This is a genomic window from Devosia subaequoris (genome assembly GCF_014197055.1).
Classification (GTDB): Bacteria; Pseudomonadota; Alphaproteobacteria; order Rhizobiales; family Devosiaceae; genus Devosia; species Devosia subaequoris.
Genome location: NZ_JACIEW010000005.1, coordinates 111,192 through 137,816 on the forward strand (window position 1 = coordinate 111,192; position 26,625 = coordinate 137,816).

General features: G+C 63.2%; 22 protein-coding genes and 2 tRNA genes. 11 read left to right on the forward strand and 13 right to left on the reverse strand.

What is annotated here, in order from left to right:
• Positions 1–57: 57 nt before the first annotated feature.
• From gltB to GGR20_RS11185, 4 genes are all read right to left on the reverse strand, one after another.
• Positions 58–4,788: a glutamate synthase large subunit gene (gene gltB / locus GGR20_RS11170; protein ID WP_183311347.1), complete on the reverse strand. Its 4,731-nt coding sequence runs from the start codon at positions 4,786–4,788 to the stop codon at positions 58–60.
• A gap of 514 nt (positions 4,789–5,302) precedes the next feature.
• A complete protein-coding gene (gene dps / locus GGR20_RS11175) occupies positions 5,303–5,830 on the reverse strand; it encodes a DNA starvation/stationary phase protection protein Dps (protein ID WP_276511919.1) in 528 nt (175 codons plus the stop codon).
• A 45-nt stretch (positions 5,831–5,875) separates the two neighbouring features.
• The gene (gene arsK / locus GGR20_RS11180) at positions 5,876–7,108 is read right to left on the reverse strand and encodes an arsenite efflux MFS transporter ArsK (RefSeq protein WP_183311349.1); all 1,233 of its coding nucleotides are present in this window, start codon (positions 7,106–7,108) and stop codon (positions 5,876–5,878) included.
• Positions 7,109–7,135: 27 nt separating this feature from the next.
• Entirely contained in the window at positions 7,136–7,648 is a 513-nt protein-coding gene (locus GGR20_RS11185) for a DUF6428 family protein (RefSeq protein WP_183311350.1), read from the reverse strand.
• Between the two features lie 45 nt (positions 7,649–7,693).
• Between GGR20_RS11185 and GGR20_RS11190 the strand changes: the two genes are divergently transcribed.
• A complete protein-coding gene (locus tag GGR20_RS11190; RefSeq protein WP_183311351.1) occupies positions 7,694–8,044 on the forward strand; it encodes an ArsR/SmtB family transcription factor in 351 nt (116 codons plus the stop codon).
• A gap of 56 nt (positions 8,045–8,100) precedes the next feature.
• Here the strand turns inward: GGR20_RS11190 and GGR20_RS11195 are convergent, their stop codons facing one another.
• Entirely contained in the window at positions 8,101–8,556 is a 456-nt protein-coding gene (locus GGR20_RS11195; RefSeq protein WP_183311352.1) for an Hsp20 family protein, read from the reverse strand.
• Between the two features lie 440 nt (positions 8,557–8,996).
• Here GGR20_RS11195 and GGR20_RS11200 point away from each other — a divergent pair, with 440 nt between their 5' ends.
• Positions 8,997–9,935: an alpha/beta fold hydrolase gene (locus GGR20_RS11200; protein WP_183311353.1), complete on the forward strand. Its 939-nt coding sequence runs from the start codon at positions 8,997–8,999 to the stop codon at positions 9,933–9,935.
• On the opposite strand, the gene hisN is transcribed toward GGR20_RS11200, so the two are convergent.
• Both hisN and GGR20_RS11210 read right to left on the reverse strand, forming a co-directional pair.
• Positions 9,932–10,726 carry a histidinol-phosphatase gene (hisN, locus tag GGR20_RS11205; RefSeq protein WP_183311354.1) on the reverse strand — a complete coding sequence of 265 codons (795 nt, stop codon included), beginning with the start codon at positions 10,724–10,726 and terminating at the stop codon, positions 9,932–9,934. The genes GGR20_RS11200 and hisN overlap by 4 nt on opposite strands.
• Before the next feature lie 319 nt (positions 10,727–11,045).
• Entirely contained in the window at positions 11,046–11,942 is an 897-nt protein-coding gene (locus tag GGR20_RS11210) for an N-formylglutamate amidohydrolase (protein WP_253560177.1), read from the reverse strand.
• Between the two features lie 218 nt (positions 11,943–12,160).
• Here GGR20_RS11210 and cpdR point away from each other — a divergent pair, with 218 nt between their 5' ends.
• The 5 genes from cpdR to GGR20_RS11235 all read left to right on the forward strand — a co-directional run bounded on the left by cpdR (position 12,161) and on the right by GGR20_RS11235 (position 14,387).
• A complete protein-coding gene (cpdR, locus tag GGR20_RS11215; protein ID WP_183311356.1) occupies positions 12,161–12,520 on the forward strand; it encodes a cell cycle two-component system response regulator CpdR in 360 nt (119 codons plus the stop codon).
• 151 nt (positions 12,521–12,671) lie between these two features.
• A tRNA-Val gene (locus GGR20_RS11220) sits at positions 12,672–12,746 on the forward strand.
• Positions 12,747–12,791: 45 nt separating this feature from the next.
• Positions 12,792–12,866, forward strand: a tRNA-Val gene (locus tag GGR20_RS11225).
• 134 nt (positions 12,867–13,000) lie between these two features.
• Positions 13,001–13,504, forward strand: a complete 504-nt coding sequence (locus GGR20_RS11230) for a hypothetical protein (protein ID WP_183311357.1) — start codon at positions 13,001–13,003, stop codon at positions 13,502–13,504.
• Between the two features lie 82 nt (positions 13,505–13,586).
• Positions 13,587–14,387, forward strand: coding sequence for a FecR domain-containing protein (locus GGR20_RS11235; protein WP_183311358.1), 801 nt, complete (start codon positions 13,587–13,589; stop codon positions 14,385–14,387).
• A 131-nt stretch (positions 14,388–14,518) separates the two neighbouring features.
• On the opposite strand, the gene GGR20_RS11240 is transcribed toward GGR20_RS11235, so the two are convergent.
• The gene (locus GGR20_RS11240; protein ID WP_183311359.1) at positions 14,519–15,133 is read right to left on the reverse strand and encodes a pyridoxamine 5'-phosphate oxidase family protein; all 615 of its coding nucleotides are present in this window, start codon (positions 15,131–15,133) and stop codon (positions 14,519–14,521) included.
• Positions 15,134–15,238: 105 nt separating this feature from the next.
• Here GGR20_RS11240 and msrB point away from each other — a divergent pair, with 105 nt between their 5' ends.
• Both msrB and GGR20_RS11250 read left to right on the forward strand, forming a co-directional pair.
• Positions 15,239–15,643, forward strand: a complete 405-nt coding sequence (gene msrB, locus GGR20_RS11245) for a peptide-methionine (R)-S-oxide reductase MsrB (RefSeq protein ID WP_183311360.1) — start codon at positions 15,239–15,241, stop codon at positions 15,641–15,643.
• Positions 15,640–16,410, forward strand: a complete 771-nt coding sequence (locus tag GGR20_RS11250) for a hydroxypyruvate isomerase family protein (RefSeq protein WP_183311361.1) — start codon at positions 15,640–15,642, stop codon at positions 16,408–16,410. Before msrB ends, GGR20_RS11250 begins: the two co-directional genes overlap by 4 nt.
• A 3-nt stretch (positions 16,411–16,413) precedes the next feature.
• On the opposite strand, the gene hrpB is transcribed toward GGR20_RS11250, so the two are convergent.
• Entirely contained in the window at positions 16,414–18,864 is a 2,451-nt protein-coding gene (hrpB, locus tag GGR20_RS11255) for an ATP-dependent helicase HrpB (RefSeq protein ID WP_183311362.1), read from the reverse strand.
• A gap of 155 nt (positions 18,865–19,019) precedes the next feature.
• Between hrpB and GGR20_RS11260 the strand changes: the two genes are divergently transcribed.
• On the forward strand, positions 19,020–19,886 hold the full coding sequence (locus tag GGR20_RS11260; protein ID WP_183311363.1) for an aldose 1-epimerase family protein: 867 nt from the start codon (positions 19,020–19,022) through the stop codon (positions 19,884–19,886).
• Positions 19,887–19,889: 3 nt separating this feature from the next.
• Here the strand turns inward: GGR20_RS11260 and GGR20_RS11265 are convergent, their stop codons facing one another.
• Positions 19,890–21,413: a helicase HerA domain-containing protein gene (locus GGR20_RS11265; protein ID WP_183311673.1), complete on the reverse strand. Its 1,524-nt coding sequence runs from the start codon at positions 21,411–21,413 to the stop codon at positions 19,890–19,892.
• Between the two features lie 129 nt (positions 21,414–21,542).
• The gene (locus GGR20_RS11270; RefSeq protein ID WP_183311364.1) at positions 21,543–22,166 is read right to left on the reverse strand and encodes a class I SAM-dependent methyltransferase; all 624 of its coding nucleotides are present in this window, start codon (positions 22,164–22,166) and stop codon (positions 21,543–21,545) included.
• 107 nt (positions 22,167–22,273) lie between these two features.
• Between GGR20_RS11270 and GGR20_RS11275 the strand changes: the two genes are divergently transcribed.
• Complete coding sequence (locus GGR20_RS11275) at positions 22,274–23,152, forward strand: LysR family transcriptional regulator (protein WP_183311365.1); 879 nt, start codon at positions 22,274–22,276, stop codon at positions 23,150–23,152.
• Positions 23,153–23,156: 4 nt separating this feature from the next.
• Here GGR20_RS11275 and GGR20_RS11280 read toward each other — a convergent pair whose 3' ends face one another.
• Both GGR20_RS11280 and GGR20_RS11285 read right to left on the reverse strand, forming a co-directional pair.
• Positions 23,157–25,703, reverse strand: coding sequence for an ABC transporter permease (locus GGR20_RS11280; protein WP_183311366.1), 2,547 nt, complete (start codon positions 25,701–25,703; stop codon positions 23,157–23,159).
• Complete coding sequence (locus GGR20_RS11285; RefSeq protein ID WP_183311367.1) at positions 25,703–26,479, reverse strand: ABC transporter ATP-binding protein; 777 nt, start codon at positions 26,477–26,479, stop codon at positions 25,703–25,705. Before GGR20_RS11285 ends, GGR20_RS11280 begins: the two co-directional genes overlap by 1 nt.
• Between the last annotated feature and the right edge of the window lie 146 nt (positions 26,480–26,625).

The window sequence follows — 26,625 nt, forward strand, 5'->3', positions numbered from 1 at the left end:
GCCCGGCTCCACTCCCTCTCGGCCTCCCCCTTATCGGGGGAGGTGAAGAAAGGGCCGCTACTCGGCCGCCGCCTGAGCGCCCGAAGCGCGCTTTTTTTCCATCTCCAGGATGGCGCGGCGATACTCGACCGGCATGACCTTGACGAACTTGGGACGCATTTCGACCCAGTTTTCCAGGATCTGCTTGGCGCGGGTCGAGCCCGTGTAGTGCAGATGATTGGAGATGAGCTGGTGCAGGCGCTCATCGTCATGCTTGGTCATGTCGCCCGAAATGTCGACGCGGCCATGCCATTCGAGGTCGCCACCATGATGGTGCAGCTTGCGCATGAGGTCTTCCTCCTCCTGCACCGGCTCAAGATCGACCATGGCCAGGTTGCAGCGCGAGCGGAAGGTTTCGTCCTCGTCCAGCACATAGGCGACACCGCCGCTCATGCCCGCAGCAAAGTTGCGTCCGGTCTTGCCAATGACCACAACGAGGCCGCCAGTCATATATTCGCAACCGTGATCGCCGGTGCCTTCGACAACCGCGATGGCGCCCGAATTGCGCACGGCGAAGCGTTCGCCGGCGACGCCGCGGAAATAGCACTCACCGGAAATCGCGCCATAGAGCACGGTATTGCCGACGATGATCGAATTTTCCGGCACGATGCCGACCTTGTCCGACGGGCGCACCACGATGCGACCACCCGAGAGGCCCTTGCCGACATAGTCATTGGCGTCACCGATCATGTCGATCGAGATGCCCTTGGACAGGAAAGCGCCAAAGGCCTGGCCGGCGGTGCCCTTGAGGGTGATCGAGATGGTGTCCTCGGGCAGGCCCGCATGACCATATTTCTTGGCCACCGCACCCGAAAGCATGGCGCCGGCAGAGCGGTCGCGGCTCTTGATGGGCAGCTCGATCTGCACCGGGGTGCCGTTGTCCAGCGCCGGAGCGGCCAGTTCGATCAGCTTGCGATCGAGCACGGCTTCGAGGTGATGGTTCTGCGTCTCGGTGTGATAGAGGCTGTCGCCGCCCAGCGGCTCGGGCTTGTAGAACACCTTGGAGAGGTCAATGCCTTCGCTCTTCCAGTGATCGGTGGCCCGGCGCTGGTCGAGCAGGTCGGAGCGGCCGATCAACTCGTCGAGTGTCCTGGCACCGAGCGAGGCCATCAGGCCGCGCAGCTCTTCGGCCACGAAGAAGAAGTAGTTGATGACGTGCTCGGGCGTGCCCTTGAAACGCTTGCGCAGCACCGGATCCTGGGTGGCAACGCCAACCGGACAGGTGTTGAGGTGGCACTTGCGCATCATGATGCAGCCGGCCGCGATCAGTGGCGCCGTGGAGAAGCCAAATTCGTCCGCACCCAGAATGGCGCCGATCAGCACGTCGCGGCCGGTTTTGAGACCGCCATCGACCTGCAGCCGAACGCGGGAGCGCAGACGGTTGAGCACCAGCGTCTGATGGGTTTCGGCCAGGCCGATTTCCCAAGGGCCACCGGCATGCTTCAATGAGGTCAGCGGGGAGGCACCGGTGCCACCGTCATAGCCGGAGATGGTGATGTGGTCGGCACGCGCCTTGGCCACACCTGCAGCCACCGTGCCGACGCCCACTTCACTGACCAGCTTGACCGAAATATCGGCCTGCTCGTTGACGTTCTTGAGATCGTAGATGAGCTGAGCCAAATCTTCGATCGAATAGATGTCGTGGTGCGGCGGGGGCGAAATCAGGCCCACGCCCGGGGTCGAGTGACGGGTCTTGGCAACGATCCAGTCGACCTTGTGACCGGGCAACTGGCCGCCTTCGCCGGGCTTGGCACCCTGGGCGACCTTGATCTGGATCTGGTCGGAATTGACCAGATATTCGGTGGTGACGCCAAAGCGGCCCGAAGCAACCTGCTTGATGGCCGAGCGCAGTGGATTGCGCGAGCCGTCGGGGAGGGGCTTGTAGCGATCGGGCTCTTCGCCACCCTCGCCGGTGTTGGACTTGCCGCCGATCTTGTTCATCGCCATGGCCAGGGTGGTATGCGCCTCGCGGCTGATCGAGCCGAAGGACATCGCACCGGTCACGAAACGGCGAACGATATTGGCGGCCGGTTCGACTTCATCGAGTTCGACGGCAGGACCGAGCGGCTTGATGTCGAACAGGTTGCGGATTGCCAGGTAGCCATTGTCGCCAGAATTCACATGGGCGGCAAAGCTGTCATAGCGTTCCTGGGCGGTTTCCGGGCTGTCGCTGGCGGTGCGCACGGCGTGCTGCAGATCGGCGACAATGTCAGGCGACCAGGCATGCTTTTCGCCGCGGATGCGGTAGCCATATTCGCCGCCGATATCCAGGGCCTTGCGCAGCACCGCATCGTCGCCAAAGGCGGAACTATGGCGGCGCACGGTTTCTTCGGAGACTTCGGCGAGGCCCACGCCCTCGATGGAGGTCGCGGTGCCGAAGAAATACTTCTTCACAAATTCGGAATTGAGACCGATGGCATCGAAGATCTGGGCGCCGCAATAGGACTGGTAGGTGGAAATGCCCATCTTGGACATGACCTTGAGCAGGCCCTTACCGACGCTCTTGATGTAGCGATAGACCACTTCGTCCGCCGAAACCTCGGGCGGATACTCGCCTTCGGCATGCAGCGCGGCCAGGGCCTCGAAGGCCAGGTACGGGTTGATCGCCTCGGCGCCATAGCCGGCCAGCATGGCGAAATGGTGCATCTCGCGGGCTTCGCCGGTTTCCACCACCAGGCCCGAGGAGGTGCGCAGACCCTTGCGGATCAGATGGTGATGCACGGCAGCGGTCGCCAGCAGTGCCGGAATGGCAATGCGGTCGGCCGCGACCAGACGATCGGAGAGGATGATGATGTTGTATTCACCCCGCACCGCCTCTTCGGCAATGGCGCAGATGTCGGCAAGGGCCGCTTCCATGCCAGCGGCGCCCTTGTCGGCCATGTAGGTGATGTCGATGGTCTTGGTCTTGAACTGGTTGTCGCGCATGTCGCCAATGGCGCGGATCTTTTCGAGATCCTCATTGGTCAAAATGGGCTGGCGCACTTCGAGGCGCTTTTCGCGCGACGAGCCTTCCAGATCGAGAATGTTCGGACGCGGGCCGATGAAGCTCACCAGCGACATCACCGATTCCTCGCGGATCGGGTCGATGGGCGGGTTGGTGACCTGCGCGAAGTTCTGCTTGAAATAGGTGTAGAGCAGCTTGGACTTGTTAGAGAGCGCTGAAATGGGCGTGTCGGTGCCCATCGAGCCCACGGCTTCCTGGCCGGTGGTGGCCATGGGGGCCATCAACAGCTTGAAGTCTTCCTGGGTGTAGCCAAAGGCCTGCAGGCGGTCGAGCAGGCTTTCCGAGCTTTTGGGGGCCTGCGGCTCGGTGGCGGGCAGGTCCTCGAGCACGATCTGGCTGCGGGCGAGCCATTCGGCGTAGGGGTTCTTGGTGGCCAGGTGCTTCTTGACCTCTTCGTCCGAGACGATGCGGCCCTCTTCGAGGTCGATCAGCAGCATGCGGCCGGGCTGCAGGCGCCAGCGCTCGACGACATCCTCTTCGGGGATATCGAGCACACCGGACTCCGAAGCCAGGACGACATGGCCTTCCTTGGTTACGAGGTAGCGCGCGGGGCGCAGCCCGTTACGGTCGAGCGTGGCAACAACATAGCGGCCGTCCGAAAGGGACATGGCTGCAGGGCCGTCCCAGGGCTCCATAAGGGCGGCATGATATTCGTAAAAGGCGCGACGCTCTTCATCCATCAGCGAGTTGCCGGCCCAGGCCTCGGGGATCAGCATCATGGCTGCGTGGGGCAGCGAATAGCCGCCGCGCACGAGGAATTCGAGCGCGTTGTCGAAGCAGGCGGTGTCGGACTGACCCTCATAGGAGATCGGCCAGATCTTGGTGATGTCATCGCCGAACCTGGGCGAGGAGACCGAGGCCTGGCGGGCCGCCATCCAGTTGACGTTGCCGCGAATGGTGTTGATCTCACCATTGTGGGTGGTCATGCGATAGGGATGGGCCAGCTTCCAGGAAGGGAAGGTGTTGGTCGAGAAGCGCTGGTGGACGAGCGCGATGGCGCTTTCAAAGGCTTCGTCGTGCAGGTCCGTGTAGAAGGCGCCCAGCTGGTCGGCCAGGAACATGCCCTTATAGACAATGGTGCGCGCCGACATGGAGACGACATAGAAGCCGTTATCGCTGTCGCTCTCGGGGACTTCCTTATAGACGGAGTTGGAGATGACCTTGCGTACGATCAGCAGCTTGCGCTCGAACTCATCGATCGTCAGGCCTTCGGGGCGCGCAATGACCATCTGCTCGATGATCGGCTGAGTGGCAATGACGCCTTCGGAAAGCCGTGAATTGTCGGTGGGTACGGTGCGTTCGCCGAGCAGTTCGAGGCCCTCGGTCTCAAGGCACCGGCGGACCACGGCAGCGCACTTGTCCCGCAGGGCGACGTCATTGGGGTAAAACACCATCGCCACGGCGTAGTGCTGCTTTTCGGGCAGGGCGAAGGGCAGTACCTTGGCGAAAAAGGCGTGCGGGGTCTGCACCAGAATGCCGGCGCCGTCGCCCATCAGCGGGTCGGCGCCCACGGCACCGCGATGCTCCAGGTTCTCGAGAATTTCGAGACCCTTCTGCACCACTTCGTGGCTGGGCTTGTTCTTGATATTGGCAATCATGCCGATACCGCAGGCATCATGCTCCTGGGCCGGATCATAAAGACCTTGGGCCTGAGGACGTCCGTCGACGCGCTTGCCATCCAGAATCAGGGTTTTGCGATTGGCGGTTTCGGTCTGGGCGGTGATGCCGTTCCGTTCGTTTGCCATGGCTCAACCTCGTTCTGTTCGGGCCCTGAACTGGGGCCAATGTTTCGTCTTGCGCATCCTGCTATTGCCGACAAGGCCGGCCGGGCGGATGCATGGTTTCCTCTGGGGCGCAGTGTTCAGCCGGGTCGTACTACACGAGTACGGCTCGAATGAGCAAATTGCGTTCCTGTATGGGGAGCGGCACTGCATCCAAATGGCCGCTCATATTCGGGCTCTATCTTAGCCCCGCCTGTCCGTTTCCGCTATCGACTAGCGGTCCAGCCGGACCAGCGTGCGCGCTGGCCGCGGAGAGCGGGGCGACGCGTGAGATAGGACAGAGGTGCTGCCCTAACGCCGGCACATTTGCATAATTCCAAACTAGGAGCAAGCTATTTTGCCGCCAAGTCGACACAAAAAATAGGACTTGGTCGGAAAAGTTGTAGGAAACTGTAGGAGATTTTGCCTGATCTGGCGCCAACACAGAAAGGGCGCCCCCGAGGGAGCGCCCGACAAGCTGAAAAGGGGGGTGAAAGTCCTATTCGAGATGCGATTTGATGAACCACAAATTCTTGTCGAGATCGCGAGAATAGGCGGTCAGAATGTCGGCGGTATCGGCATCGCCGGCCTCGTCGGTCGCGTCGATATCCTTGCGGACCTGGTTGGCCAGCTTGCCATAACGATCAGCCAGGGCAGCGAGATGATCAGGCACCTTCTTGATGTCGGTGGGGTAGGCGTCAAGGCTGGTGGTCTTGGCGACCGTCTGGCTGGTGCCGTCCGGCGTGCCGTCGAGCTGAGCTATGCGTTCGGCCATGACATCGATGTGACCATCAATGGCCGCGCGCATGGGGTCGAGCATTTCATGGACGGCGATGAAATTGGGACCCTTCAAATTCCAATGGGCCTGCTTGGTGGCCAGGGCCAGATCGATGCTGTCAGCAAGGCGGGCATTGAGCACGTCAATCACCGCAGACTTGGCGTTGGCCTTGAGGTCGATGGATGGGGTTTTCATTGAGTTTTTATCCTGACGCTGGAGTTCATTGAGGCGGCACGGAGCCTTGTTCAATCAACTGCGCAACATGCGGAGTCGTTCCCATGTCGATGGAGCCGGCTATTCGGCCGGTGCCGGCCCTGTCTCCGGGGCGGCGGGCGCGGCGCGGTGCATCAGCGGTAGGATCAGGATGAAGCAGGCCAGCGGCAGAAGCGCCATGGCCGTCCATAACCAGAGCGTTGCGGAAGCGCCGGCCTGACCGATAGCCAGGGCCATGGCAAAGGGGGCCATAGCCGCCGCCATCTGGCGGGCAGCTGAGATCAGCCCCTGCCGGGCCCCGTAATTGCACTGGCCGAACAACAGCAGTGGCAGGGATCCGGAGACAATACTGGTGAGCCCCGATCCCAGGCCGAAGATCAGGGCAAAGGCCATGGCGCCAGCCAGAATGGGTGCCGAAGCGGTAAGCAGCAGCAGGGCGAGCGGCAGGGTGGCAGCGGCGATGATGGCCAGGGCCGTGGGGCGCAGACGGCCGCCGAACACCATATTGACCAGCCGTGCCAGCACCTGCGCCGGTCCAAAAATACTCGAGATCAACAGGGCATGGCTGCCCAGATCGAGCGCCTGGAGCAGCGGTAGCATTTGCAGGGTGATTGCAGCCAATACCAGGCCTTGCAACGCGAAGCCCATCAGCACCAGTGGAAAGAGCAGCTTGGTTTGGGGGCCATGGGCCGAAACCCTTACCGGCTGCTGGAATGTGGCCAAGTTCGCTGGAGCGGGCATCGCCCGGCGCGACAATCGGCTCAGCCAGAGATGCAGCGGCAGGCAAACCACCATGTTCATGCCGGCGAAGACCAGATAGCTCCCGCGCCATCCGATCTGGTCTTCAAGCAAGGCTGTTAAGGGCCAGAACAGGGTGGAGGCAAAGCCGGCGATCAGCGTCAGATGGGTGATGTTGGACTGTGCCTGCCGGCCGCCCATTTGCACCAGCACGGCGAAGGCGGCGGGGTAGAGCACCAGGGTGGAGGCGACTTGCATGCCGGCCAAGGCAAATGCAAAGAACATCCCGTTCGGTGCCATGGCGATCAGGAGCAGGAAGATACTGACCAGGATCGAGCCCATGCTCATGCTGCGCGCGGCGCCAAACCGGTCCAGCATGCGTCCGGTCCAGGGTGCCGTCAGTCCGCCGATCAGCAGCGCGATGGTCAAGGCGCCGAATATCCATTCGATCGGCAGGCCAAAACTGTTCCCGACGGCCGGGGCCAGCACGCTGAAGGAATAATAGAGTGAGCCATAGCCCACGATCTGTGTGATGCCCAGAGCCCATATGGCGGACGCGGGAACGGAACTGGACATGTTTGATGGGCTCGCCTGGCGTGTTGGTCAGGCGCAGCAGGCTGATGATTGGGCCTGTGGCCCGCAACAGGCTGTTTCCGGCTGGCCGCCGCGATGGCGCGGCTTGCAGATGGCCGGGCGCATCGCCAGCGTAAGCGTCACGCGATCCGGTGCTGATTCAACGCGAGCGATGTCGAAGATTTGCATGGCCTCGCCAGGACGGCTGATCTCGATGGTGACCCGGGAGGAGGGGGGCATAGTCAGCGCTTTGTCGACGCGGCTGAGAATGGCAAGGAACTTGCCCACGCTCATATAATTGTTGCTTTCCAGGGCCGGCAGGTCCTCCACCTGCAGGATCGTTTCGCTCCACTGGTCCGGGTTGCCGCCGCAGTCGAGAGCGGCGAAGTGCGCTGCCTTGATTTCGGTCACATGGTAGCCGGGCTGAATGGTTCGTCCAGCATAATCGAGGACCAGGGACAGGGCGGCGTGCGGTTCCAGGCGGGCGCGCAGCTGATTCAGTGTGCAATCGGGCTGCATCATGGTGGTGACAGGCGCGTTCATTGGCTTTACCATTATCTCAATGTTTCAAGAGATATTGAAATGAGAATGAACGAAAAGCAAGCCCTTGATGCGTTTGGCGCGCTCTCACAGGACACACGGTTGCGCATCGTGCGGGCATTGGTCATGGCGGGCGAAGCGGGGATGGCCGCAGGGGCCATCAGCGAGGCGGTCAGGGCGTCGTCCTCGCGCACATCGTTTCACCTGGCACACCTGGAGCGTTCCGGGCTGATATCATCGCGCCGCGAAGCGCGCTCCATCCTTTATTCGGCCAATTTCGCCGGCCTTTCGGGGCTGGTGGACTTCCTGATGCGCGATTGCTGTCAGGGGCACCCGGCCATGGTGGCCGGCGTCAACAATGCAGCCGCGGCGTGCTGTGCCCCAGATCCCGGCGCATGAAGAAAGGCGCGGCCCTTGCGGACCGCGCCTTCGTCATTCCGATGGACTCGGAAGGATTAGTTTACGGACTTATCCTCGATGGAGGCCGTGCCGCCATTGATCTGGATGGTGCGTGCCTTCTTGCCTTCAGGCAGTTCGCGCTTCAGCTCCAGATGCAGCAAGCCGTTTTCGAGGGTTGCGCCCTGCACCTCGACATAATCGGCAAGCTGGAAGCGGAGCTCGAAGGCCCGCTCGGCGATGCCGCGATGGAGGAATTCGCGCTTGTCTTCTCCGCTCTCGGAGGGCTTGGCGCCCTTGACCACGAGGCTGTTTTCCTTGGTCTCCACGGCGATGTCGCCATTGGAGAATCCGGCGACAGCGATGGAGATGCGGTAGGTGTCGCTGCCGGTGCGCTCGATATTATAGGGCGGGTAGGTCTTGGCTTCCTGGGCGCCCAGGGTATCGAGACGGTTGAACAGCCGGTCAAAGCCGACAGTGGAGCGGTAGAAGGGGGAAAAATCGATGGTCTGCATTTGTCACATTCTCCTGATTGAGCAACGTGGTTGAGTGTCGACCGGTGCCTGCGGCGGTGCTCCCTCAATAGGCGAGACCGTTTGGACAGGGCCGGTGTCCCCGGTATGCCCGGCGGACAGCATTGATGTAGGTGTGGTCAAAGCCGGTTCAAGAGCCCGGCGAGATGAACCGAAGATGAATGAGCCGCTCCGCTCCGGTTCAGGCGCAACGGCCTAGAAGAGGGCATGCGAATGTGACCGGACAGCTCCGGCTGAAACGTTCGCACCCCTGACGGTCCCGTCAACCCGCCCCCCGCATGGGACCGCGCAGACAAGAGAAGCCAGCAGCCAAAACCGGTTGTTGGCTTTTCTTTTTTAGCAATGCCCGATTAAGGTCGCCGCCGAAGCGGAAACGAGGGCAGGAATTGTCAGCGCAAGTCGAACCGAACGGACCCAGGCTGGTGTCCATCCCGACCAACCCGGTCCCAGAGGGCGCGCGGGTGGGCTATTTTACCACCTCGGACAAGGTGCGGTTGCGCTATGCGCTTTGGCCAAAGACCGAGGGGCCCCAGCGCGGCACCGTGTGCCTGGTGCAGGGGCGGACCGAATATATCGAAAAGTATTTCGAGACTATCGCCGACTTCCGCAAGCGTGGCTTTGCGGTAGCGACTTTCGATTGGCGCGGCCAGGGCGGTTCGGACCGGCTGATCGGCAATCCGCATGTGGGTTATGTCGATCGCTTCGAGGATTACTGGACCGATCTGCGCTGTTTTCATGCCGAGATCCTGCTGCCAGACTGCCCGCCGCCATTCTATCTGGTGGGCCATTCCATGGGCGGTCTGGCCAGCCTGATCGCGACAACGCGCGACCGGATGATGTTCGACCGGGTATTTCTCAGCGCCCCCATGGTGGGGTTGCACGGCCTGGATCACAGCCTGCACCGCTGGGCGGCCGTGGCCGAAACGATCAGCTTTATGGGGCTCGGGCATCTGCCGCTCAAGCGCAAGGGCGACCGGCGACCGGACGAGAGCATGTATCCGGACAATCCCCTGACCTCGGATATGCTGCGCTACAAGCGCATGGTGGAAACCATTCGGGCCGATGACGGGCTTTATGTCGGCTCGCCCAGCTTCCGCTGGCTGGGCGCTGCCATTCGGGCCATGCTGGAGACCAGGCAGGACCGGTTCCCCGGCGAAATCCGCATTCCCTTATTGATCCTGGCAGCCGCCCGGGAGCGGATCGTTTCGACCCCGGCCATAGAGCAACTGGGCCTGCGCCTGCGCACCGGGCGGCATATGGTGATCGCCAGTTCGCGCCACGAGATGTTCATGGAAGCCGACCCGGTACGCGGCCAGGTGCTTGCCGCTTTCGATGCCTTCATTACCGAGCAGAGCCGCTAGGCCCGGTTGATCAGCTCCAGCGCCTTGTCGAGCAGTTTGGGGGTCGCGGCCGCCACCACATTGCCGCCGCCGCTGGGCTCGGTGCCATCCCAACAGGTGATGGCGCCGCCCGCTTCGCGGATGATCGGCACCAAAGCGGCGATGTCATAGGTGTTGAGATAGGGCTCGATCACGAGGTCCGCCTGCCCGGCGGCCAACAGCGCATAGCCATAGCAATCCATGCCGAAGCGCTGCAGGCGCGTGGCCTGTTCCACCGCCTGCCATTTGCTCCAGTGTTCACCAGAAAACAGGTTCGGCGTGGTGGTGAACACCCGGGCGGCGGCCAGATCGGTCTGGCCGCTGGTCTGGTTGGTGCGCATCAGGTCACCGCGCCGATAGGTCGACCGGCCCGGCACGGCGATAAACTCCTCGCCGATGAAAGGCTGGCTCATCAGCCCGGCCACCGCCACCCCATCAATGGCAAAGCCGATCAGCGTGCCCCAGACCGGTGCGCCTGAAATGAAGGCCCTCGTGCCATCGACGGGGTCGATGATCCAGCTATGAGGACCCTCGCCGGTGGTGCCCCATTCCTCGCCGATGATCTGATGATCGGGAAAGGCCTGGGCGATGATGTCGCGGATGACGGTTTCGGCGCCCTTGTCTGCCTCGGTGACAGGGTCGAAGCCGGCGGCGAGTTTGTTGTCGATGGCGAGCGGGGTGCGAAACAGGGGCAGGGTGTGCTGTGCGGCCGCCGTGCTGGCCTCGTGCAGGACGGCTTCAATCCGGGCAAAATCGATCGAACTGGCGAGCATAGTGGAGCTTTCGGACTTAGCGTCGGGCAAAAGGGCTAGTGTTACAAGGATTTACTTGAGAACACTTCTGGTTGAGCGGGATTTGTGCGGGGTTTTCATCCTGTTCTTCTGTGACGTTTCTGATTCATTTTTGCAACAAGGCTGGCAGGAACGGCTGTGGACAGAGGCGGGAAGACTTGTCCCACGGCATAAATGGGTTCATCGACAAGGGGCATGGTGCGTTGCCGAACGGCCCGGCATCTGGGTGCCACGTTCGGTGAACATCGTTCCTCCCTTGACTGGGGCCGTCTTTGGGGGCGGCCCCTTTTGTTTGTCCGGTTTATTCTGCCGCGGCCTGTTCGGGCAAGGTGGAGATGCCGGCCAGGGCCACCAGGTCGATCCCTGCCAGAGTGATAATCAGCCGCTCGACCAGCGACTTGATGGCATCAAAATCGGCATTCTTCTCGAGGGTCACCTCGTTCATATAGAGGTGACGGCTGATCTCGATCTGCAGGGCATGCACCCCATGTTGCGGGCGGCCATAGGCGCGGGTGCAGAAGCCCCCGGCATAGGGGCGGTTGCGGGCCACCCGCAGGCCCGCCGAGGCAAATATGGTTTCGACCAGGTCGACCAGCGGGCCAGCGCAGGTGGTGCCATAGCGATCGCCTAGCACGATATCGGGCGTAGCCCGCTCTCCATGGCGGCCCAGCCGTGGCATGGAATGGCAATCGATCAAGACGCCGAGGCCGAATTTGGCCACGCTTTCGGACAGCAGTTTTTGCAGCGCCGCGTGATAGGGGTGGTAGATGCCCTCGATACGCATGCGTGCGTCTTCCAACGTCAGGCGCTCGCGATAGATCGGCTTGTTCTCGGCGACCACACGAGCCAGCGTGCCCAGCCCTGCCGCGACACGGGGCGAACTGGTGTTGAACCGGTCCGACAATGGTTCGACGAACATTGTGGGGTCCAGTTCCCAGGGCTCGCGATTGACGTCGAGATAGGCCCTGGGGAAGTGCGCCCGCAAAAGTGGCGCGCCAAGATGGGGTGCCCGGCCGAACAACTCGTCGACATAGGCGTCCTCGGATTGGCGGATCGAGAGATGGTCGAGCCGCGCCATGGCGAGGAACCGCTCGGGATAGACCCTGCCGGAATGCGGCGAGTTGAACACGACAGGCGCGACCAGCCGTCGTGGACGGATCGTCTCAAATGCCGGTTGATCCCAATAGTCGGACCGCACGCCGTCTCCCCCATGTGGCGGCATCGTCCGCCCGAAAGTGATTTGCTGGATGTAAGTTTCGCGCGCGGCGGCGCGATTGTCCAGAATTGTTGCATTTGTGCGAACAACGCGGAAAAGGGCACACCGGATGCAGTGAGAGGTTGCGAAAGCGGCACGGTGGCATAAACATCGACGCAAATACCGACTCAGCCGCTGGCTCTGCCCCAAGAGGACCCTTGATGAAGCGAATCCTGCTCGCCGAAGACGACAACGATATGCGCCAGTTCCTGATGCGGGCGCTCAAGAATGCCGGCTATGAGGTTGTGTCCTTCGACAACGGGCTGTCGGCCTATGAGCGGTTGCGCGAAGAACCGTTCTCGCTGTTGCTGAGCGATATCGTGATGCCGGAGATGGACGGGATCGAACTGGCGCGCCGCGCCACCGAACTCGACCCCGATCTCAAGGTGATGTTCATCACCGGCTTTGCCGCGGTGGCACTCAATCCCGACAGCGATGCGCCAAAGGATGCTTCGGTGCTCTCCAAACCCTTCCATCTCAAGGATCTGGTCAACGAGGTCGAGCGCCTGCTGGCGGCTTGATGGGCACTAGCAAAAATTGCGGAAACGTCCGGATGTGCGGGGTTTATCGCGCAAGAATTCACAGCTTGCTGATTGGCTCTTGACCCCAACGGGGATTTTATGGTCTATCCGCGCCACCGGAACGGCGCAGCCAATCCGGTCCCGGAGAGATGGGCGTATAGCTCAGCGGGAGAGCACCTCGTTGACATCGAGGGGGTCACAAGTTCAATCCTTGTTACGCCCACCATCTCTTTCCGGTTCGCTTTGTTTCCCTTAGGGGAGAAGGCGATGTGGGAGTATAGCTCAGCGGGAGAGCATTCGCTTCACACGCGAAGGGTCACAAGTTCAATCCTTGTTACTCCCACCATTTTTCACAATGTCCCCTCCACAGCTCTTTGCTGCAAGAAGTGATCGACTCGCGCCCGGTCTGCGGCGGCGCATTAGCACTTTGCTAACCAAGAAATGATGTTCTGGCGGCTGCACATTCAGTCGAGGTCCGCCATGTATCGCAGTATCATTGTCACAGCACTCTTTCTCGTGCCGTCGGTGGCTTATGCGGGCGAGATGCCTGCGCTCCCAGACTTGCCGCCGCTGCCGACGGACTATGTCTCGACCGGGTCGGTCGGCGGCCCCTATCTCGGTCTGCTCGGCGGTGCGACCATGGGGCCGTTACGAGGCGGCGTGTCTGCGCTGGCTGGATATAGTTGGGCCGGAGACGACACTTTCCTTGCGGTTGAAGGGACAGTGCAGGGCAATTTCGACGAGACAGGCAGTATTGATTTCGGTGTTCGAGCCGGCCTGCTGCTGGACCAGGCGGTAGAGGTCGGTGGCCTCGTCGCCTTGGGGCTGCACAGCACCGAGGGGACATATGTGCGGGTGGCGCCCGGCGTTCAGTTCGAGGTATCCAACGGCGCCTCTGCCCGCTTTCAGGTGCAGCATGACATCGATCTGAGCGGCGATCCAGGCCGCACGTCGGTCATGTCGGGCATGGTCTTTCGCTTCTGACGCAGAAATTGTGATCTGGGAGTTTAGAAGTCGGTAGCGATTGTCTGAGCAAGCTGTCTGCCAGAATTTGTGGGAGGCATAGATGCTAGCACGCGTGATGATCGCTGCCCTCGTCGTGGTGACGAGCGCAGTTTCTGCCTGGGCTGACGATTGGGAAGTGACTCGTATCCGCGGCGGGGTGTTCGCACTCGACAATGGGCAGTGGGTACAACTTTTCCGCGGCAGTGTGGTTTCGGATGACCGCGTCATAAAAAGCGCTCCAGACGGGCGGGCGACTTTCGTTCGCAGCCAGGAAACAATTGAACTCAGTCCCAACACGACTGCACAGATCGCCGACATCGACGGCTTCACGACGATTTACAACCACGCCGGCACGGTGGGGGTGGACGCGGAGGCGCGTAACGTCAAGCACCTGGCGGTTCAGACCAGTATTCTGGCCGCGGTCGTCAAGGGCACGGCGTTTTCGGTAAGGTCCGATGGAGCCGCGTCCACCGTTGCAGTCTTCAGAGGCACTGTTGAAGTCAGCGACAGCCGGTCATCACAGCCCGTCAGTCTCGGTGCCGGCCAGGAGGTGTCCGCAACGCCGACACAGGTCGTGAGCGCTGCGAAAGTGACGCCGGTCTCCGGTGCCGTCACTCCGCCTCCCCGGCCCTCGACGACTACGTCAGGGGCGACGGGTGCAAGCGACGCCAACAGGACGACGACAGGCGCCAGCGGTAGCAGCGGCAGCGGCACTTCCTCAAGCGATGCGGCGAAGGACGCGGAGAAAGCTGCCAAGGAGGCTGACAAGGCTGACAAGGCTGACAAGGCTGACAAGGATGACAAGGATGACAAGGATGACAAGGATGATAAGGACGATGACGATGATGACGATGACGATTGAGGTCGCTTGACGTCTGATGCAGAGCACAGGTGCGCCGGAAGAACCCTTCCGGTGCACTTTTTTTGCCTGGATAACGCGGGCCAATCCTGCTGTCAGGGGCGGCTTCTCCGGTCGCCTGCCACCCCCTTCGACTACCACATGGTCTGTTTCGCCCGTTCCGGCCAAGCCTTGTCATAGCTGTCGCCGCCCACTTCTTCGGCCGTCATCGCTGCCAGGATCTGGCCGGGGGTGGGCAGGCTGGCCGGATCGACATGGCGTTCAGGGTTCCAGAGTTCGGACCGGATGATTGCGCGAGCGCATTGGAAATAGACTTCGTCGATTTCGAGAACGATCACCGAGCGCGGTGCCTTGCCCTCAATCGCAAAGCTTTCGAGCAGAGCCGGATCGATGGACAGATGCGCCCGGCCGTTGACACGCAGGGTGGTGCCCGAGCCGGGTATGAGGAAGAGCAAGGCGCAGCGCGGGTCGCGTATGATGTTGCGCAGGCTATCGATGCGGTTATTGCCGCGTCGATCCGGCAGCATCAATGTCGTGTCATCATGGACGCGCACAAAGCCCGGCTTGTCGCCGCGCGGTGAGCAATCAATGCCTTCGGGACCGATCGTGGCCAGCGCGGCAAAGGGACTGACCGCGATCAGGCGCCGGTAGTGGGGCGTCATGGTGGATGTCACCTTGACGGTGGAAGCGGGCGCAGGGGCAGGTTGATAGAGCGCCTCCAGCTGGTCGAGGCTGGTGATTTTGGTCATGAAACAGTGCCTGTGAACCGCGTCGTGAACGATCGCGGGCTGGGATTGGCGTGTAACCCAGCCTATATGACAATCGAAAGACAGGTCGAGATCAGGAGAGTGGCCATGGATGCGCAAAATTTCCCCGTGACCCGCACCGATGCCGAATGGCGCGAGCGGCTGAGCGAAGAGCAATATTATATCATGCGCCAGCACGGCACCGAGCGGCCTGGCTCCTGCGCATTGCTACATGAAAAGCGCCCCGGCACCTTTTCCTGCGCCGGTTGCGACACACCGCTCTTCGCTGCGACGCTGAAATTTGAAAGTGGGACAGGTTGGCCCAGCTTCAACGACCCGATCCCCGGGTCAGTTGAAACTACCACCGACCGCAGCCATGGCATGGTGCGCACCGAAGTGCATTGTGCCACCTGCGGAAGTCATCTGGGGCATGTTTTCCCTGATGGGCCGCCGCCGACCGGCCTGCGCTATTGCATCAATGGCGTGGCGCTCAATTTTACGCCCGAGGCATGAAGTTTTCGGCCAATCTGAGCATGCTCTATACCGAGCATGACTTTCTTGATCGCTTCGCCGCCGCAGCCGCTGATGGCTTTGGCGGCGTTGAATTTGTGTCCCCCTATGATGACCCGCCGCAGGTTGTCGCCGAGGCGGCCCGGGCCTCGGGGCTTGTGGTGGTGCTGTTCAATTCGCCGGCTGGTGACTGGACGGCGGGCGAACGGGGCTGCGCCTGCCAGCCGGGGCAGCAGGCCCGGTTTCGCGCCGAGATCGACCGGGCAATCGACTATGCCAGGGCGCTGGGCTGTCCGCGCCTTCACATCATGGCCGGCCTCGTGCCCGAGGGCGTCACCCCTGCCGAGGCAGAGGCCGTGTTCATCGACAATTTGGGCTGGGCCGCCGAACGGCTGGCAGGCGCGGGCGTGGTCGGGCTGATCGAGCCGATCAATCCAATCGACATGCCCGGCTATGGGCTATCCCGTCTCGACCAGGCCGAGCGTGTGCTGGCGGCGGTGAGGCACGACAATCTGCGCCTGCAATATGACGTCTATCACATGGCGATGATGGGCGAGGATGTGGTGACCCAGTTCATGCGCCTGCTGCCGCTCATCGACCATATCCAGATTGCCGACAGGCCGGGTCGGCATGAGCCGGGCAGCGGCGGAATCGATTTCCCAGCCGTTTTCGCGGCCATTCGGTCGAGCGGCTACCAGGGTTGGGTGGGGGCGGAATATCTGCCGGCCGCCATGACCAGCATGGGGCTCGGCTGGCGCGAGCGCGCCTGAAACTCAGGTGCCGCGCGGCTTGGCCCGGCTGGTGGCCGGGGCGGCGATTGGATCGTCGGGCCAGGGGTGGCGCGGATAGCGGCCTTTGAGGTCGCGGGCCACGTCCTTCCAGCTCCCGCGCCAGAAGCCGGGCAGATCCCGCGTGGTCTGGATCGGCCTATGAGCCGGTGAAAGCAGCACCAGCAAAAGCGGTATCCGGCCATCGGCAATGCTGGGATGCCGGTCGAGTCCGAACAGTTCCTGCACCCGGATTTCCAGCGCCGGGCCATTTTCGGCACCATAGTCAATGGGTAGGTGGCTTCCCGAAGGCGCGCGAAAATGGCTGGGGAGCAGCTTTTCCATTTCCTGTTTTTTCGCCCAGGGCAGCAGGGTTTCCAGCGCTGATCCGAGATGCTCGGCGGTGATCGCGGAAAGCCGCGTTTCACCCAGGATGTGCGGGATCAGCCAGGCGGGGTCGGCGGCAAGGGCGGCGTCGGTCAGGTCGGGCCAATCCACCCCCAGGCTCTGATGAAGAAAACTGGCGCGGGCGCGCTGAGCTTTCTGCTCCTTGCTCCAGGGCAGCGCCTCCACCCGCTTGATGGCGGCTTCGGCAAGGAGCTTGGCGGCGGTGTCGAAATCGGTCACCGGGGCGGTTTCGTCGGCCAGCCGCAAAGCGTCGAGCCGCCGCTGACGGCGGGCGCGCACGGCGCCGCTGGCAGGATCGAAGGTCAGGGTGGTTTCGGTGCGGATATGGCTGGCGAACAGGGCCTCGAGTTCGCCCGTATCCAGCGCCGCGGACGAACGGATACGCCCCTGTGTGGCGCTGCCGGTTACATCGGCGACAACAATGAAGGGCGCGCCGGCCAGGGCATGGGTTTCGTCGAGCTGGGCCTGCCGTCCATTGGCGAGGCGGAAACGGCCACGGGCACCGGCTGATTGGGCGACCCGATCTGGAAACGCCCGGGCCAGGTGATGGCCGGGGGACTGGTCCTCGCCGGATGACCCTCCAGCCTGCTTTGCCCAGCGGCGGGCCAGGCTGCGGGCTTCTTCGGCGCGGCGGGATCGATCCGTGCGGAAGCGCTCGAGGCGGCGACCGAGATCAGTATCGTCTCCCCCCAGCCCGCGCTCGCCAATCAGCACGGCCAGTTCGGCGGCGGTCTGTGCATCGCCGTCTTCGGCTCCGGCGACGACCATGTGAGCGAGGCGCGGATGCAATGGCAATTTGGCCAGGGCTTTGCCGGCGGCGGTCAGGCGCCCTGTTTCATCTATGGCGTCGAGACGCTGGAGGAGCGCCTTGGCCTCGGCCCAGGCCGGAGCTGGCGGCGGATCGAGGAAGGCCAGGGCCTGCGGATCGCTAACGCCCCAACTGGCGAGGTCGAGCAGCAGCCCCGAGAGATCGGCGGCGAGGATTTCCGGGGTCTCGAACGGTTCGAGCGCAGCACTTTGGCCCTGGTGCCAGAGCCGGATGCAGACGCCGGGGCTGGTACGGCCCGCGCGGCCGCGGCGCTGGTCGGCACCGGCGCGGGATACGCGGCGGGTGGCGAGACTGGTCATGCCGGTGGCCGGTTCATAGACCGGCACCCGGCGAAAACCTGAATCGATGACGATGCGCACCCCTTCGATGGTCAGCGAGGTTTCGGCAATTGAGGTCGCCAGCACAATCTTGCGACGCCCCTCGGGTGCCGGCTGGATGGCCCGATCCTGCTCGCCGGGCGAAAGCTGACCATAGAGCGGCGCCAGATCTGTGTTGGCGGGCAGGCGCGTGGCGAGCCGTTCGGCGGTGCGGGTAATCTCGCCCTGCCCGGGCAGGAACACCAGCACTGATCCTTCGTGCTCGCGCAGGGCGGCGAGCGTGGCACTGGCCACCTGGTCCTCGAGGCGCTGCAGCGGGTCGGGTTCAAGATGAAAGGTTTCGACGGGAAAAGTACGGCCGGGGCTGTCAATGACCGGAGCGTCATCAAGCAGCTTGGCGACGCTCGCGCCATCAATGGTGGCAGACATGACCAGCAACCGGAGGTCCGGCCGTAGCGCGCGGGCATCGAGCGCCAAGGCGAGTCCCAGATCGCCATCGAGGCTACGTTCGTGAAATTCGTCGAAGATGACGGCCGCGACGCCACTCAGCTCCGGGTCGCCCAGCAGCATACGGGTGAAGACACCCTCGGTGACCACCTCGATGCGCGTGCGGGCGGACACCTTGGTTTCCATGCGCACGCGATAGCCCACAGTCTGTCCGATCTCCTCGCCTAGTAGCCGGACCATTTGCCGTGCTGCGGCCCGGGCGGCCAGCCGGCGTGGTTCGAGCATGATGATGCGGCCCTCGCCACGCCAAGGGGCATCGAGCAGGGCCAGCGGCACGCGCGTTGTCTTGCCAGCGCCCGGCTGGGCGACCAGCACGGCGGAAACGCCGTCCGTCAGGGCCTCGGCCAGGGCGGGCAGGGCGGCGTCGATGGGTAGTGGCGGCATTGCTATGGGCATAAAGAGCCGATAGCCTTTGCAGCGGCCTGCACGCAAGGGTCGTCACGACCGGCGCCAAACCAGCGGCTAATTCATCGCAAGCGTACTTGCCGGTTCTCCTCTGCGCCCGAGCAGGTTAGGGTGCATGCTGTTCCAGCGATTGCCCGGAGTGGCGCATGCAACTGACACGTATCGCCAATGACCAGATCACCGTCGATGTCGCGGCGCTTGGCGCTGAGATGCAGTTGATCCAGACACGCGATGGCCGGCAGTGGCTCTGGCATGGCGACGCTGCCTATTGGACCGGCCGCTCGCCCCTCCTGTTTCCCATTGTCGGCAAGGCGCCCAATGACACGGTGACAGTGGACGGTGTTCCGTTCCAGATGAGCCAGCATGGCTTTGCCCGGCGCAGCAATTTTTCGCTGTTGGTCGAGGAAACCGATCGCTGCGTTTATCGGCTGACTGCGTCTGAGGCGAGCCGGGCGATGTATCCCTTCGATTTTCAGCTCGATGTCGAGCATCGGGTGGAGGGGCACGCCGTGGTGGTCAGCGCCACAGTCACCAATTGTGACCACAAGATCATGCCCTTCGGCATCGGCTTTCATCCTGCATTTGCCTGGCCGCTACCGGGCGCCGAAGACAAGCCGCATAGTATTGAGCTGGATGACGGCGGCGCCCCGGCATTGCGTCGTTTGTCGGGCGGGCTGGTGGAGCCGAAAGCGCTGCCCTCGCCCTTTGAGGCAGGGCGGCTGACGCTCGAGCACAGCCTGTTTGCAAATGACGCCATGCTGTTCCCCGAAGGGGCGGGCGCCGGGTTGGTCTATGGCCCTGCCGAGGGGCCTAATGTGCATTTCACCTGGGAGAACCTGCCCAATTTTGCGCTCTGGACCAAGCCGGGCGCCGGTTTCATCTGCCTTGAGCCCTGGCACGGGACCGCGGCCGCGGTGGGCGGATCGGAAGAATTGAGCGAGCGGCCCTTTACGGAATTGCTGGGTGCGGGCGCAACGGAACGGTATGGCTTTCGGGCGGAACTCCGCGGTTAAGCGCTATTCGGCCGCGCCGCGTTCCTCGACCAATTCGTCCGGACCATTGGGATCGCCCGGCGCGGTCTCGGCGCCGAGATCGGGGAAGGCGGCGATGCGTGCTCCACGGAAATCGGTGCGCAGAACAATCAGTCCGCGTTCTTCGAACCAGGTCAGCAGGCGCCGGGCACGGCTCGATGAATGGGTGCCATAAAGCCGGGCCAGCGTGGCGTCGGAGGGGCAGGGGGCACCGGTCAACGCGGCCTGGGCAATAACCAGGAACACGCCCTGCACATCATCGGTCAGCGTTTCGGAGAGGCTTAGGGCCTGCTGCCAGCCGTCAGAGGCGGCGGTCTGTTCATCGGGCGCCACCCGAGCCACGGCGAGCAGGCGCTTGAAGGCGGGCAGGGCCGGTGGATCACCCGGAATGCGGCGGATGCGGCAGCGGACCAAAAAATCCTGATAAAGCTGCGCTGTGTTGCGAAAACCCGCGTCGGGGTCGCTCATCAGCTCGACCATCACCGCCTGGATCATGGCTTCGCGCTCGGCTTCATCGATCTCCGGAAATAGTGAAGCGGGTTCTTCCGGTGCTTCGGCGCGGGCCTTGGCACGGGCTTCGGCGACCTGTGCCAACAATTCATTGGTCGATGGCGGCGGGGGCGGCGCCGGACGGCGCACCACTGGCCGGGCCAGTTCCTCGGGGTCCTGCGTGAAAATCAGATCGGCCGCATCGGCTGGCGCTTCGGGCAACGGGGTCAGCTTGGGGCTGGTCGAGCGCGCCGCGGTTTCCACGCTACCGATGATGATGGGCAAGGGACGGCGGGAGATGGCGGGCCCCAGGGCAACGAAATGGCCCCGCGCCAGATCGCGGAATTGTTCGGCCTGGCGACGGTCCATGCCCAGAAGGTCGGCGGCGCGTGCCATGTCGATATCGAGGAAGGTGCGGCCCATGAGGAAGTTGGAGGCCTCGGCCGCCACATTCTTGGCCAGCTTGGCAAGGCGCTGGGTGGCGATGACACCGGCCAGACCGCGCTTGCGGCCACGACACATCAGATTGGTCATGGCGCCGAGCGACAACTTGCGCGCTTCGTCCGAGACCTCACCGCCCGCTGCCGGGGCAAATAACTGGGCCTCGTCGACCACGACCAGAACCGGATACCAGAAATCGCGGTCTGCATCGAACATGCCGCCGAGAAAAGCGGCCGCCGCGCGCATCTGCTGTTCGGCGTCGAGCCCCTCGAGATTGAGCACCACTGAGACACGGTGCTGGCGTACCCGATTGGCAATGCGGGTCAGTTCGTTTTCGGTGCGCGTGGCATCGACTACGAGATGCCCGTATTTATCGGACAGGGTGACGAAATCGCCCTCGGGGTCGATGATGCACTGCTGCACCCACTGCGCGGACTGCTCGAGCAGGCGGCGTAGCAGATGTGACTTGCCGGACCCCGAATTGCCCTGCACCAGAAGGCGCGTGGCGAGCAATTCTTCAAGATCCATGTGGGCTGGGCCGGATCCCCGGCTCTCTCCCATGTCGATGGCGACCTGCATCATCTCTCCGGCTGGATGCGCCTCATCTCCAGCGGGAAGGCAGACGCACGGCTAACTAACTATTTGCGAGTGATAGCACATAGCCTCACCGATTCGCCCAATCGGGAAAAGCCCGGTTCCACAGGGCAATCAGTTCGGCTTGCGCGCGATGATAAAGACGGCTGCCCGGGGCTTGGGGCGCCAGTCATGCTCGATGGTAAAGCCTGGGCGGGTGATGTCCTGGCGCAACTGGTCCCGGTCCATGACGGTGAGTACCGGAAGCAGGCCAAGAGCACGGCCAAGCGGGGCGATATAGCCCAACCACCTGGCGGTCTCGGCAATGCAGACGGTGCTGGAGACAAAAATGCCCCCTGGCTTGAGAATGTCGAAGACGCGCTGAATGACGGCCTGCCGGTTCTGGAGCAGGTGCAGGACGGACATGGCCAGCACGACGTCGTAGCTGGCCGGGGCGATCGGCATGGTGGTGATGTCGCCCTTTTCGAAGGTGACATTATCGACCCCGGCCTGGGCGGCGCGGATGCGGGCCTTTTCCAGCATACGCTCGGAAAAATCCACCGCCCGGACGCTGCGGACGTGTGGGGCATGGATGATGGCGGTGCCGCCGGTGCCACAGCCGAACTCGAAGACGTCCATGTCCGGGGTGAAGTGGGACTGGGTTCTGGCCAGCTTGGTGCGGTAGGCCTGCTCGTCGCTGATGGGCTGGGCGGCATAGCGATCCGCCATCCGGTCCCAGAAGGCGCTTGGCTCGGCCATGGTCTAACTCCTCGTCCCCAAGAATACTGGCAGCAGGATAACCGGGGGCTCAAGAAAACAAAATTGCAGAATTTGGCACAAGAACTATACGTAGATGCATGAAGGAAATGCCCGGGCCCATTGACTGGAACCAGATGCGCGCGCTGTTGGCGACGGTGGAGGCCGGCTCGCTATCGGCGGCGGCGCGACGGCTCGGCCTGACGCAGCCGACGCTCGGGCGACAGGTGGCGGCGCTCGAGGAAGGCCTGGGCATTGCCGTATTCGAGCGGGTGGGGCGGCGCCTGATTTTGACAGAGGCGGGGCAGCGGCTGGTGGCCGATCTGCGCGAGATGGGCGCGGCAGCAGACCGCGTGGCGATGTCGGCTGCGGCACAGTCGCAATCGGTGGAGGGCGTCGTAAGGATCACCGCCGCTGACATCTATGCAGGGCATGTTCTGCCGCCCCTTCTGGCCGAGGTGCGCAAGGCCGCGCCGGGCATCACCCTGGAGGTGCTGGCGACGGGGTCGATCAGTGACCTGCTGCGGCGTGAAGCCGACATTGCCATCCGCCATGTCCGGCCCGACCAGGATGGCCTGATCGCGAGGCGGTGCCGGGACACGGCGGCTTATGTCTATGGAACGCCGGACTTGCTCGACCGGCTGGGGCGACCGAGCAATGGCGTTGAACTGGCTCGTTGCGAAATGAGTGGTGCGATAGACGGAATCGAGCCCTTCATCGCCGAGATGCGGCAGCGCGGGGTGCCCCTGAGCAGGGCCAATTTCCCGCTATTGACGCAGAGCGGGATGACCGGCTGGGAATGGGTGTGCCGGGGCATATGCCTCGGGCCGATGGTCGAAGCGGTCGCCCGGCAAACTCCGGAGGTCGAGATCGCCGTGCCCGCAATCGACCCTATCGCGGTGCCGGTCTGGCTGGTGACTCACCGGGAGTTGCATACCAGCCGGCGGATCCGGCTGGTGTTCGACATGCTGGTTGAGCATTTTTCGTGATCGGCTAGAGGTCGCGCAACAATCGCGCCGGGCGCGCCGAAGCTGCGCGCAGGATCGTCATGGCGCCCAGAATGGCGGTGATGGCGATGGCGACGGCCAAGACCACGACGATGATGTCGAGCTTGAGCGTGAATTCGACCGCCAGCAGCAGGCCGCTGACAAAACGGCCCATGCCGATGCCCAGCACCAGGGCGGGAATTGCGGCCAGCACTGCCAGCACCAGATATTGCAGGAAGGCCGAGCCGATCAGTTCGGACCGGGTGGCGCCCAGCACCTTGGTGATGATGGTATCGGCCTCGCGCTGGCGGCGCCCGGTCGAGAGCGAGCCGATCAGAACGAGCAGGCCATTGCCGACGGCCAGGCCCCCGATGAGGCTGGCTGCAAAGGAGAGCTGGCCCAGCGCATCGGTGACCTGTTTGAGCGTATCGCCCACGGAAATAAAGCGGATATCGGGCAATTCGGCAGCAAGCAGGCGTGTGACGTCTTCCTCAACCCCGGGCGCGGCGGTGACAGCGGCAAACAGTGTGGTGGGGTAGTTCTCGATCACACCGGGGGAGAAGGTGGCGAGGAAGTCGATGCCGCCCTGCCAGGAATAATCGCGGAAGCTGGCAATGGTGACGCTTACCTCTTCGCCAAAGATCGAGAAGGTCAGCGTGTCGCCCAGATCGACGCCGAGGCCGTGCCGCAGGCTCTGGTGCAGGCTGACCAGGGCAGGGCCAGTATATTCGGCGGACCACCATTCACCGGCCGTCACCCGAGATGACGCGGGCAGATGGGTGCGATAGGTCAGCGGTACTTCACCGGCGAGCAGGAAGGTGGCCTCCGGACCGCGTGTCACCAGTTGATCCGCTTGGGTACCGGCCACATCGACCAGGGCGCCCCGCAACATGGGGGTCGAGACAAAGCGGGTAATGCCATTGCCTTGCAGCGTCAGGGTCTCGAGGTCCTCCACTTCGTCGGGGAACAGGTCCGAGCCAACCAGCGTGGGGGCGTCGAAGGCAGAGGCGCCGAGGAATTCCTGCTGCAGATTGGTCTGCATCACCAGAACGATGATCAGCATGGTCAGCGCCATACCGGCAGAAACCGCCACGGCCGCGGCGTTCTGTCCGGCAGCGGAGATATTGCGGAAGGTGTGACGCAGGACGCGCGGACCGGTTTCAGGCAGGCGCTTCAGGCCAAGCTGCGCCAGACGGATGAAGCCCTGGAACAGAATGGCGCCGAGTGCGCTGGCAAGACAGAAGCCGAGCACCAGGGCGATGTCACCGGTCATCAGCCAGGCGAGGACGAAGAAGGCCAGAATGGCGAAAGCGAGGGGCAGCACTTGCCAGGATAGCAACAGCGCGCGCCAGTCGACGGGCGGGGCGTCGAGACCCTTGGAACGGAACAGCAGCACTGGCCGGATGGCCTGGGATTGCACCAGCGGCAGATAGGCAAAGGCAAAGGCGGTGACCATACCCGTGCCGGCCGCAATGGCCAGGGGCTGGAGGTGTACCGCCGGCGTCAGGGCGATGCCCACAGCGGCGCCAATCGTGGGCAGGATGAACCAGGCCGTGCTGGCGCCGATGATCAGCCCGATGCCGACCCCGACCAGGGCCAGGGCTGCCACCTGGGCCAGGAAATGCACAAACACGCGCGCCCGGTCGGCGCCGATGGAACGCAGCACGGCGATGACGCCGGAGCGCTCGGCGATATAGGCACGCATACCGGTCCAGACGCTGACGCCGCCAATCAACAGCGAGCCCAGCCCAACAATAAGCAGGAAGCGCATGAACAGATCATAATAGCGCACCATCTGCCCCAGGCCGTCGCGGGCTGAGCGCACCGTCCAGCCGGCATTGCCGAATTGCTCGATGGCGCTGGCGAGCCCGGCATCGATGTCACGGTCGGCAAGGTGGATCTTGTAGCGGTACCAGGTGCCCAGGCCCGGCAAGGGGGAGGTGCGGTCGCTGACGCCGGCAAACCCGTCGCTCGAAATCAGTGTCGGCATGCCCAGGCGGAAACCGCGCACCGGGCCGTCGGGTAGGCCGATCAGCGTACCGCGGACCTGAAATTCGGTGCCGCCCAATCCGAAGCTGTCACCGATAGTGAGGCCGAGTTGGTCGAGCATGATGCCATCGATCAGTGCGCCATGGGCTCCATCGACTTCCACCAGCAAGGCGGCAAGATCTTCGCCCGCGCCCAACTGCGGACTGCGCACCTGGCCGAGCAGGGGATAGGTTTCGCCCACGGCGCTGACATCGGCAAAGGCCTCTTCATAAAAGGTCTCTGCGCGCAGATTGGTGTCGATCACCTGGGCCACCTGGCCCAAGTCCCGCATGGCGGTGTGTTCTTCGGGGGTGGCCAGGCGGTCCGCGCGGGACAGTTCGATATCCCCGCCCATGATCTCGGCGGCGCCGGTTTCGATGGCGCGGGTGATGCTGGCGCCTACCGAGTTGACGCCGGCAATCAGCGCAGTGCCGACAGCCAGGCAGATCACCAGTAGCAGGAAGCGCCTGAGGTCACCGCGCATGTCGAGTAGGCCGATGCGGGTGGCCGCCCAGAAGCCGCGCATCACTTAACGACCGCCTTGCTGGTTGGTGGTTTGCGGGCGGGGGCCTTTCGCGCGGCGTGCCCACTGCCAACGGCCGGTTTGGGGGCCGTCGTTTCGGTCAGTTGGCCCTGGGTCATGGTGAACACCCGATCGGCCTTGTCTGCCAGCGCCGGGTCATGGGTGATCAGCACCACGGCGGTATTGTTCTTGCGGGCCAGGTCGAACATCAGGTCGACGACGATGGCGCCGGTCTTCTGGTCGAGATTGCCGGTCGGCTCGTCGGCCAGCAGCAATGGCGGGTTGGCGACGCTGGCACGGGCCAGGCCAACGCGCTGCTGCTCCCCGCCCGAAAGGGCGGAAGGGCGGTGATCCAGCCGGCCTTCAAGACCGACGGCGGCCAGCGCCGCGGCCGCCTTTTCGCGGACCTGGACCATGGATAGCTGGGGCTCGGCGATTTCCAACGCCAGGCCCACATTGTCCAGCGCGCTGAGCGAAGGGATGAGGTGAAAGCTCTGGAACACGATGCCCAGGGTATGGCGGCGAAAGCGCGCCAGGTCGTCCTCGCTCATGTCCGAGAGGTCGCGGCCATTGACCACCACCTGACCTGCGGTGGCCTTTTCTAGGCCTGCCAGCAGCATAAGCAGGGAGGTTTTGCCGCTGCCCGAGGGGCCGACAATGGCCACCACTTCTGCTGGAGCAACGGAAAGTGATACTCTGCGCAGGATATGCAGCGGGCGTCCGGCGACGTCCAGCGTGTAGTCGACGTCGCGCGCGTTGATGATCGATCCAGCGTTCATACCCGCAATATTCCCCTCAATGGCCAAGCTGGCATATTTTCATTCTGTTGGCCTCATTATCCAATAGTGGTTGGGTGATTCGTAACAATGCGGTCAATCGCGGGACTTTTTTTACTGGTTCTTGCCCTAAAGTGCTGGCAGACATG

What these genes read in the sequence shown, in the direction of transcription:
- GGR20_RS11270 (WP_183311364.1), bottom strand. Translation starts at nt 22,166, where the DNA reads ATGGCCGAGCCAAGCGCCTTCTGGGACCGGATGGCGGATCGCTATGCC.
- GGR20_RS11195 (WP_183311352.1), bottom strand. Translation starts at nt 8,556, where the DNA reads ATGCAGACCATCGATTTTTCCCCCTTCTACCGCTCCACTGTCGGCTTT.
- GGR20_RS11260 (WP_183311363.1), top strand. Translation starts at nt 19,020, where the DNA reads ATGCAACTGACACGTATCGCCAATGACCAGATCACCGTCGATGTCGCG.
- arsK (WP_183311349.1), bottom strand. Translation starts at nt 7,108, where the DNA reads ATGTCCAGTTCCGTTCCCGCGTCCGCCATATGGGCTCTGGGCATCACA.
- hisN (WP_183311354.1), bottom strand. Translation starts at nt 10,726, where the DNA reads ATGCTCGCCAGTTCGATCGATTTTGCCCGGATTGAAGCCGTCCTGCAC.
- GGR20_RS11285 (WP_183311367.1), bottom strand. Translation starts at nt 26,479, where the DNA reads ATGAACGCTGGATCGATCATCAACGCGCGCGACGTCGACTACACGCTG.
- GGR20_RS11235 (WP_183311358.1), top strand. Translation starts at nt 13,587, where the DNA reads ATGCTAGCACGCGTGATGATCGCTGCCCTCGTCGTGGTGACGAGCGCA.
- GGR20_RS11265 (WP_183311673.1), bottom strand. Translation starts at nt 21,413, where the DNA reads ATGCAGGTCGCCATCGACATGGGAGAGAGCCGGGGATCCGGCCCAGCC.
- hrpB (WP_183311362.1), bottom strand. Translation starts at nt 18,864, where the DNA reads ATGCCCATAGCAATGCCGCCACTACCCATCGACGCCGCCCTGCCCGCC.
- gltB (WP_183311347.1), bottom strand. Translation starts at nt 4,788, where the DNA reads ATGGCAAACGAACGGAACGGCATCACCGCCCAGACCGAAACCGCCAAT.
- GGR20_RS11240 (WP_183311359.1), bottom strand. Translation starts at nt 15,133, where the DNA reads ATGACCAAAATCACCAGCCTCGACCAGCTGGAGGCGCTCTATCAACCT.
- GGR20_RS11275 (WP_183311365.1), top strand. Translation starts at nt 22,274, where the DNA reads ATGCCCGGGCCCATTGACTGGAACCAGATGCGCGCGCTGTTGGCGACG.
- GGR20_RS11250 (WP_183311361.1), top strand. Translation starts at nt 15,640, where the DNA reads ATGAAGTTTTCGGCCAATCTGAGCATGCTCTATACCGAGCATGACTTT.
- GGR20_RS11190 (WP_183311351.1), top strand. Translation starts at nt 7,694, where the DNA reads ATGAACGAAAAGCAAGCCCTTGATGCGTTTGGCGCGCTCTCACAGGAC.
- GGR20_RS11185 (WP_183311350.1), bottom strand. Translation starts at nt 7,648, where the DNA reads ATGAACGCGCCTGTCACCACCATGATGCAGCCCGATTGCACACTGAAT.
- cpdR (WP_183311356.1), top strand. Translation starts at nt 12,161, where the DNA reads ATGAAGCGAATCCTGCTCGCCGAAGACGACAACGATATGCGCCAGTTC.
- GGR20_RS11280 (WP_183311366.1), bottom strand. Translation starts at nt 25,703, where the DNA reads ATGCGCGGCTTCTGGGCGGCCACCCGCATCGGCCTACTCGACATGCGC.
- msrB (WP_183311360.1), top strand. Translation starts at nt 15,239, where the DNA reads ATGGATGCGCAAAATTTCCCCGTGACCCGCACCGATGCCGAATGGCGC.
- GGR20_RS11230 (WP_183311357.1), top strand. Translation starts at nt 13,001, where the DNA reads ATGTATCGCAGTATCATTGTCACAGCACTCTTTCTCGTGCCGTCGGTG.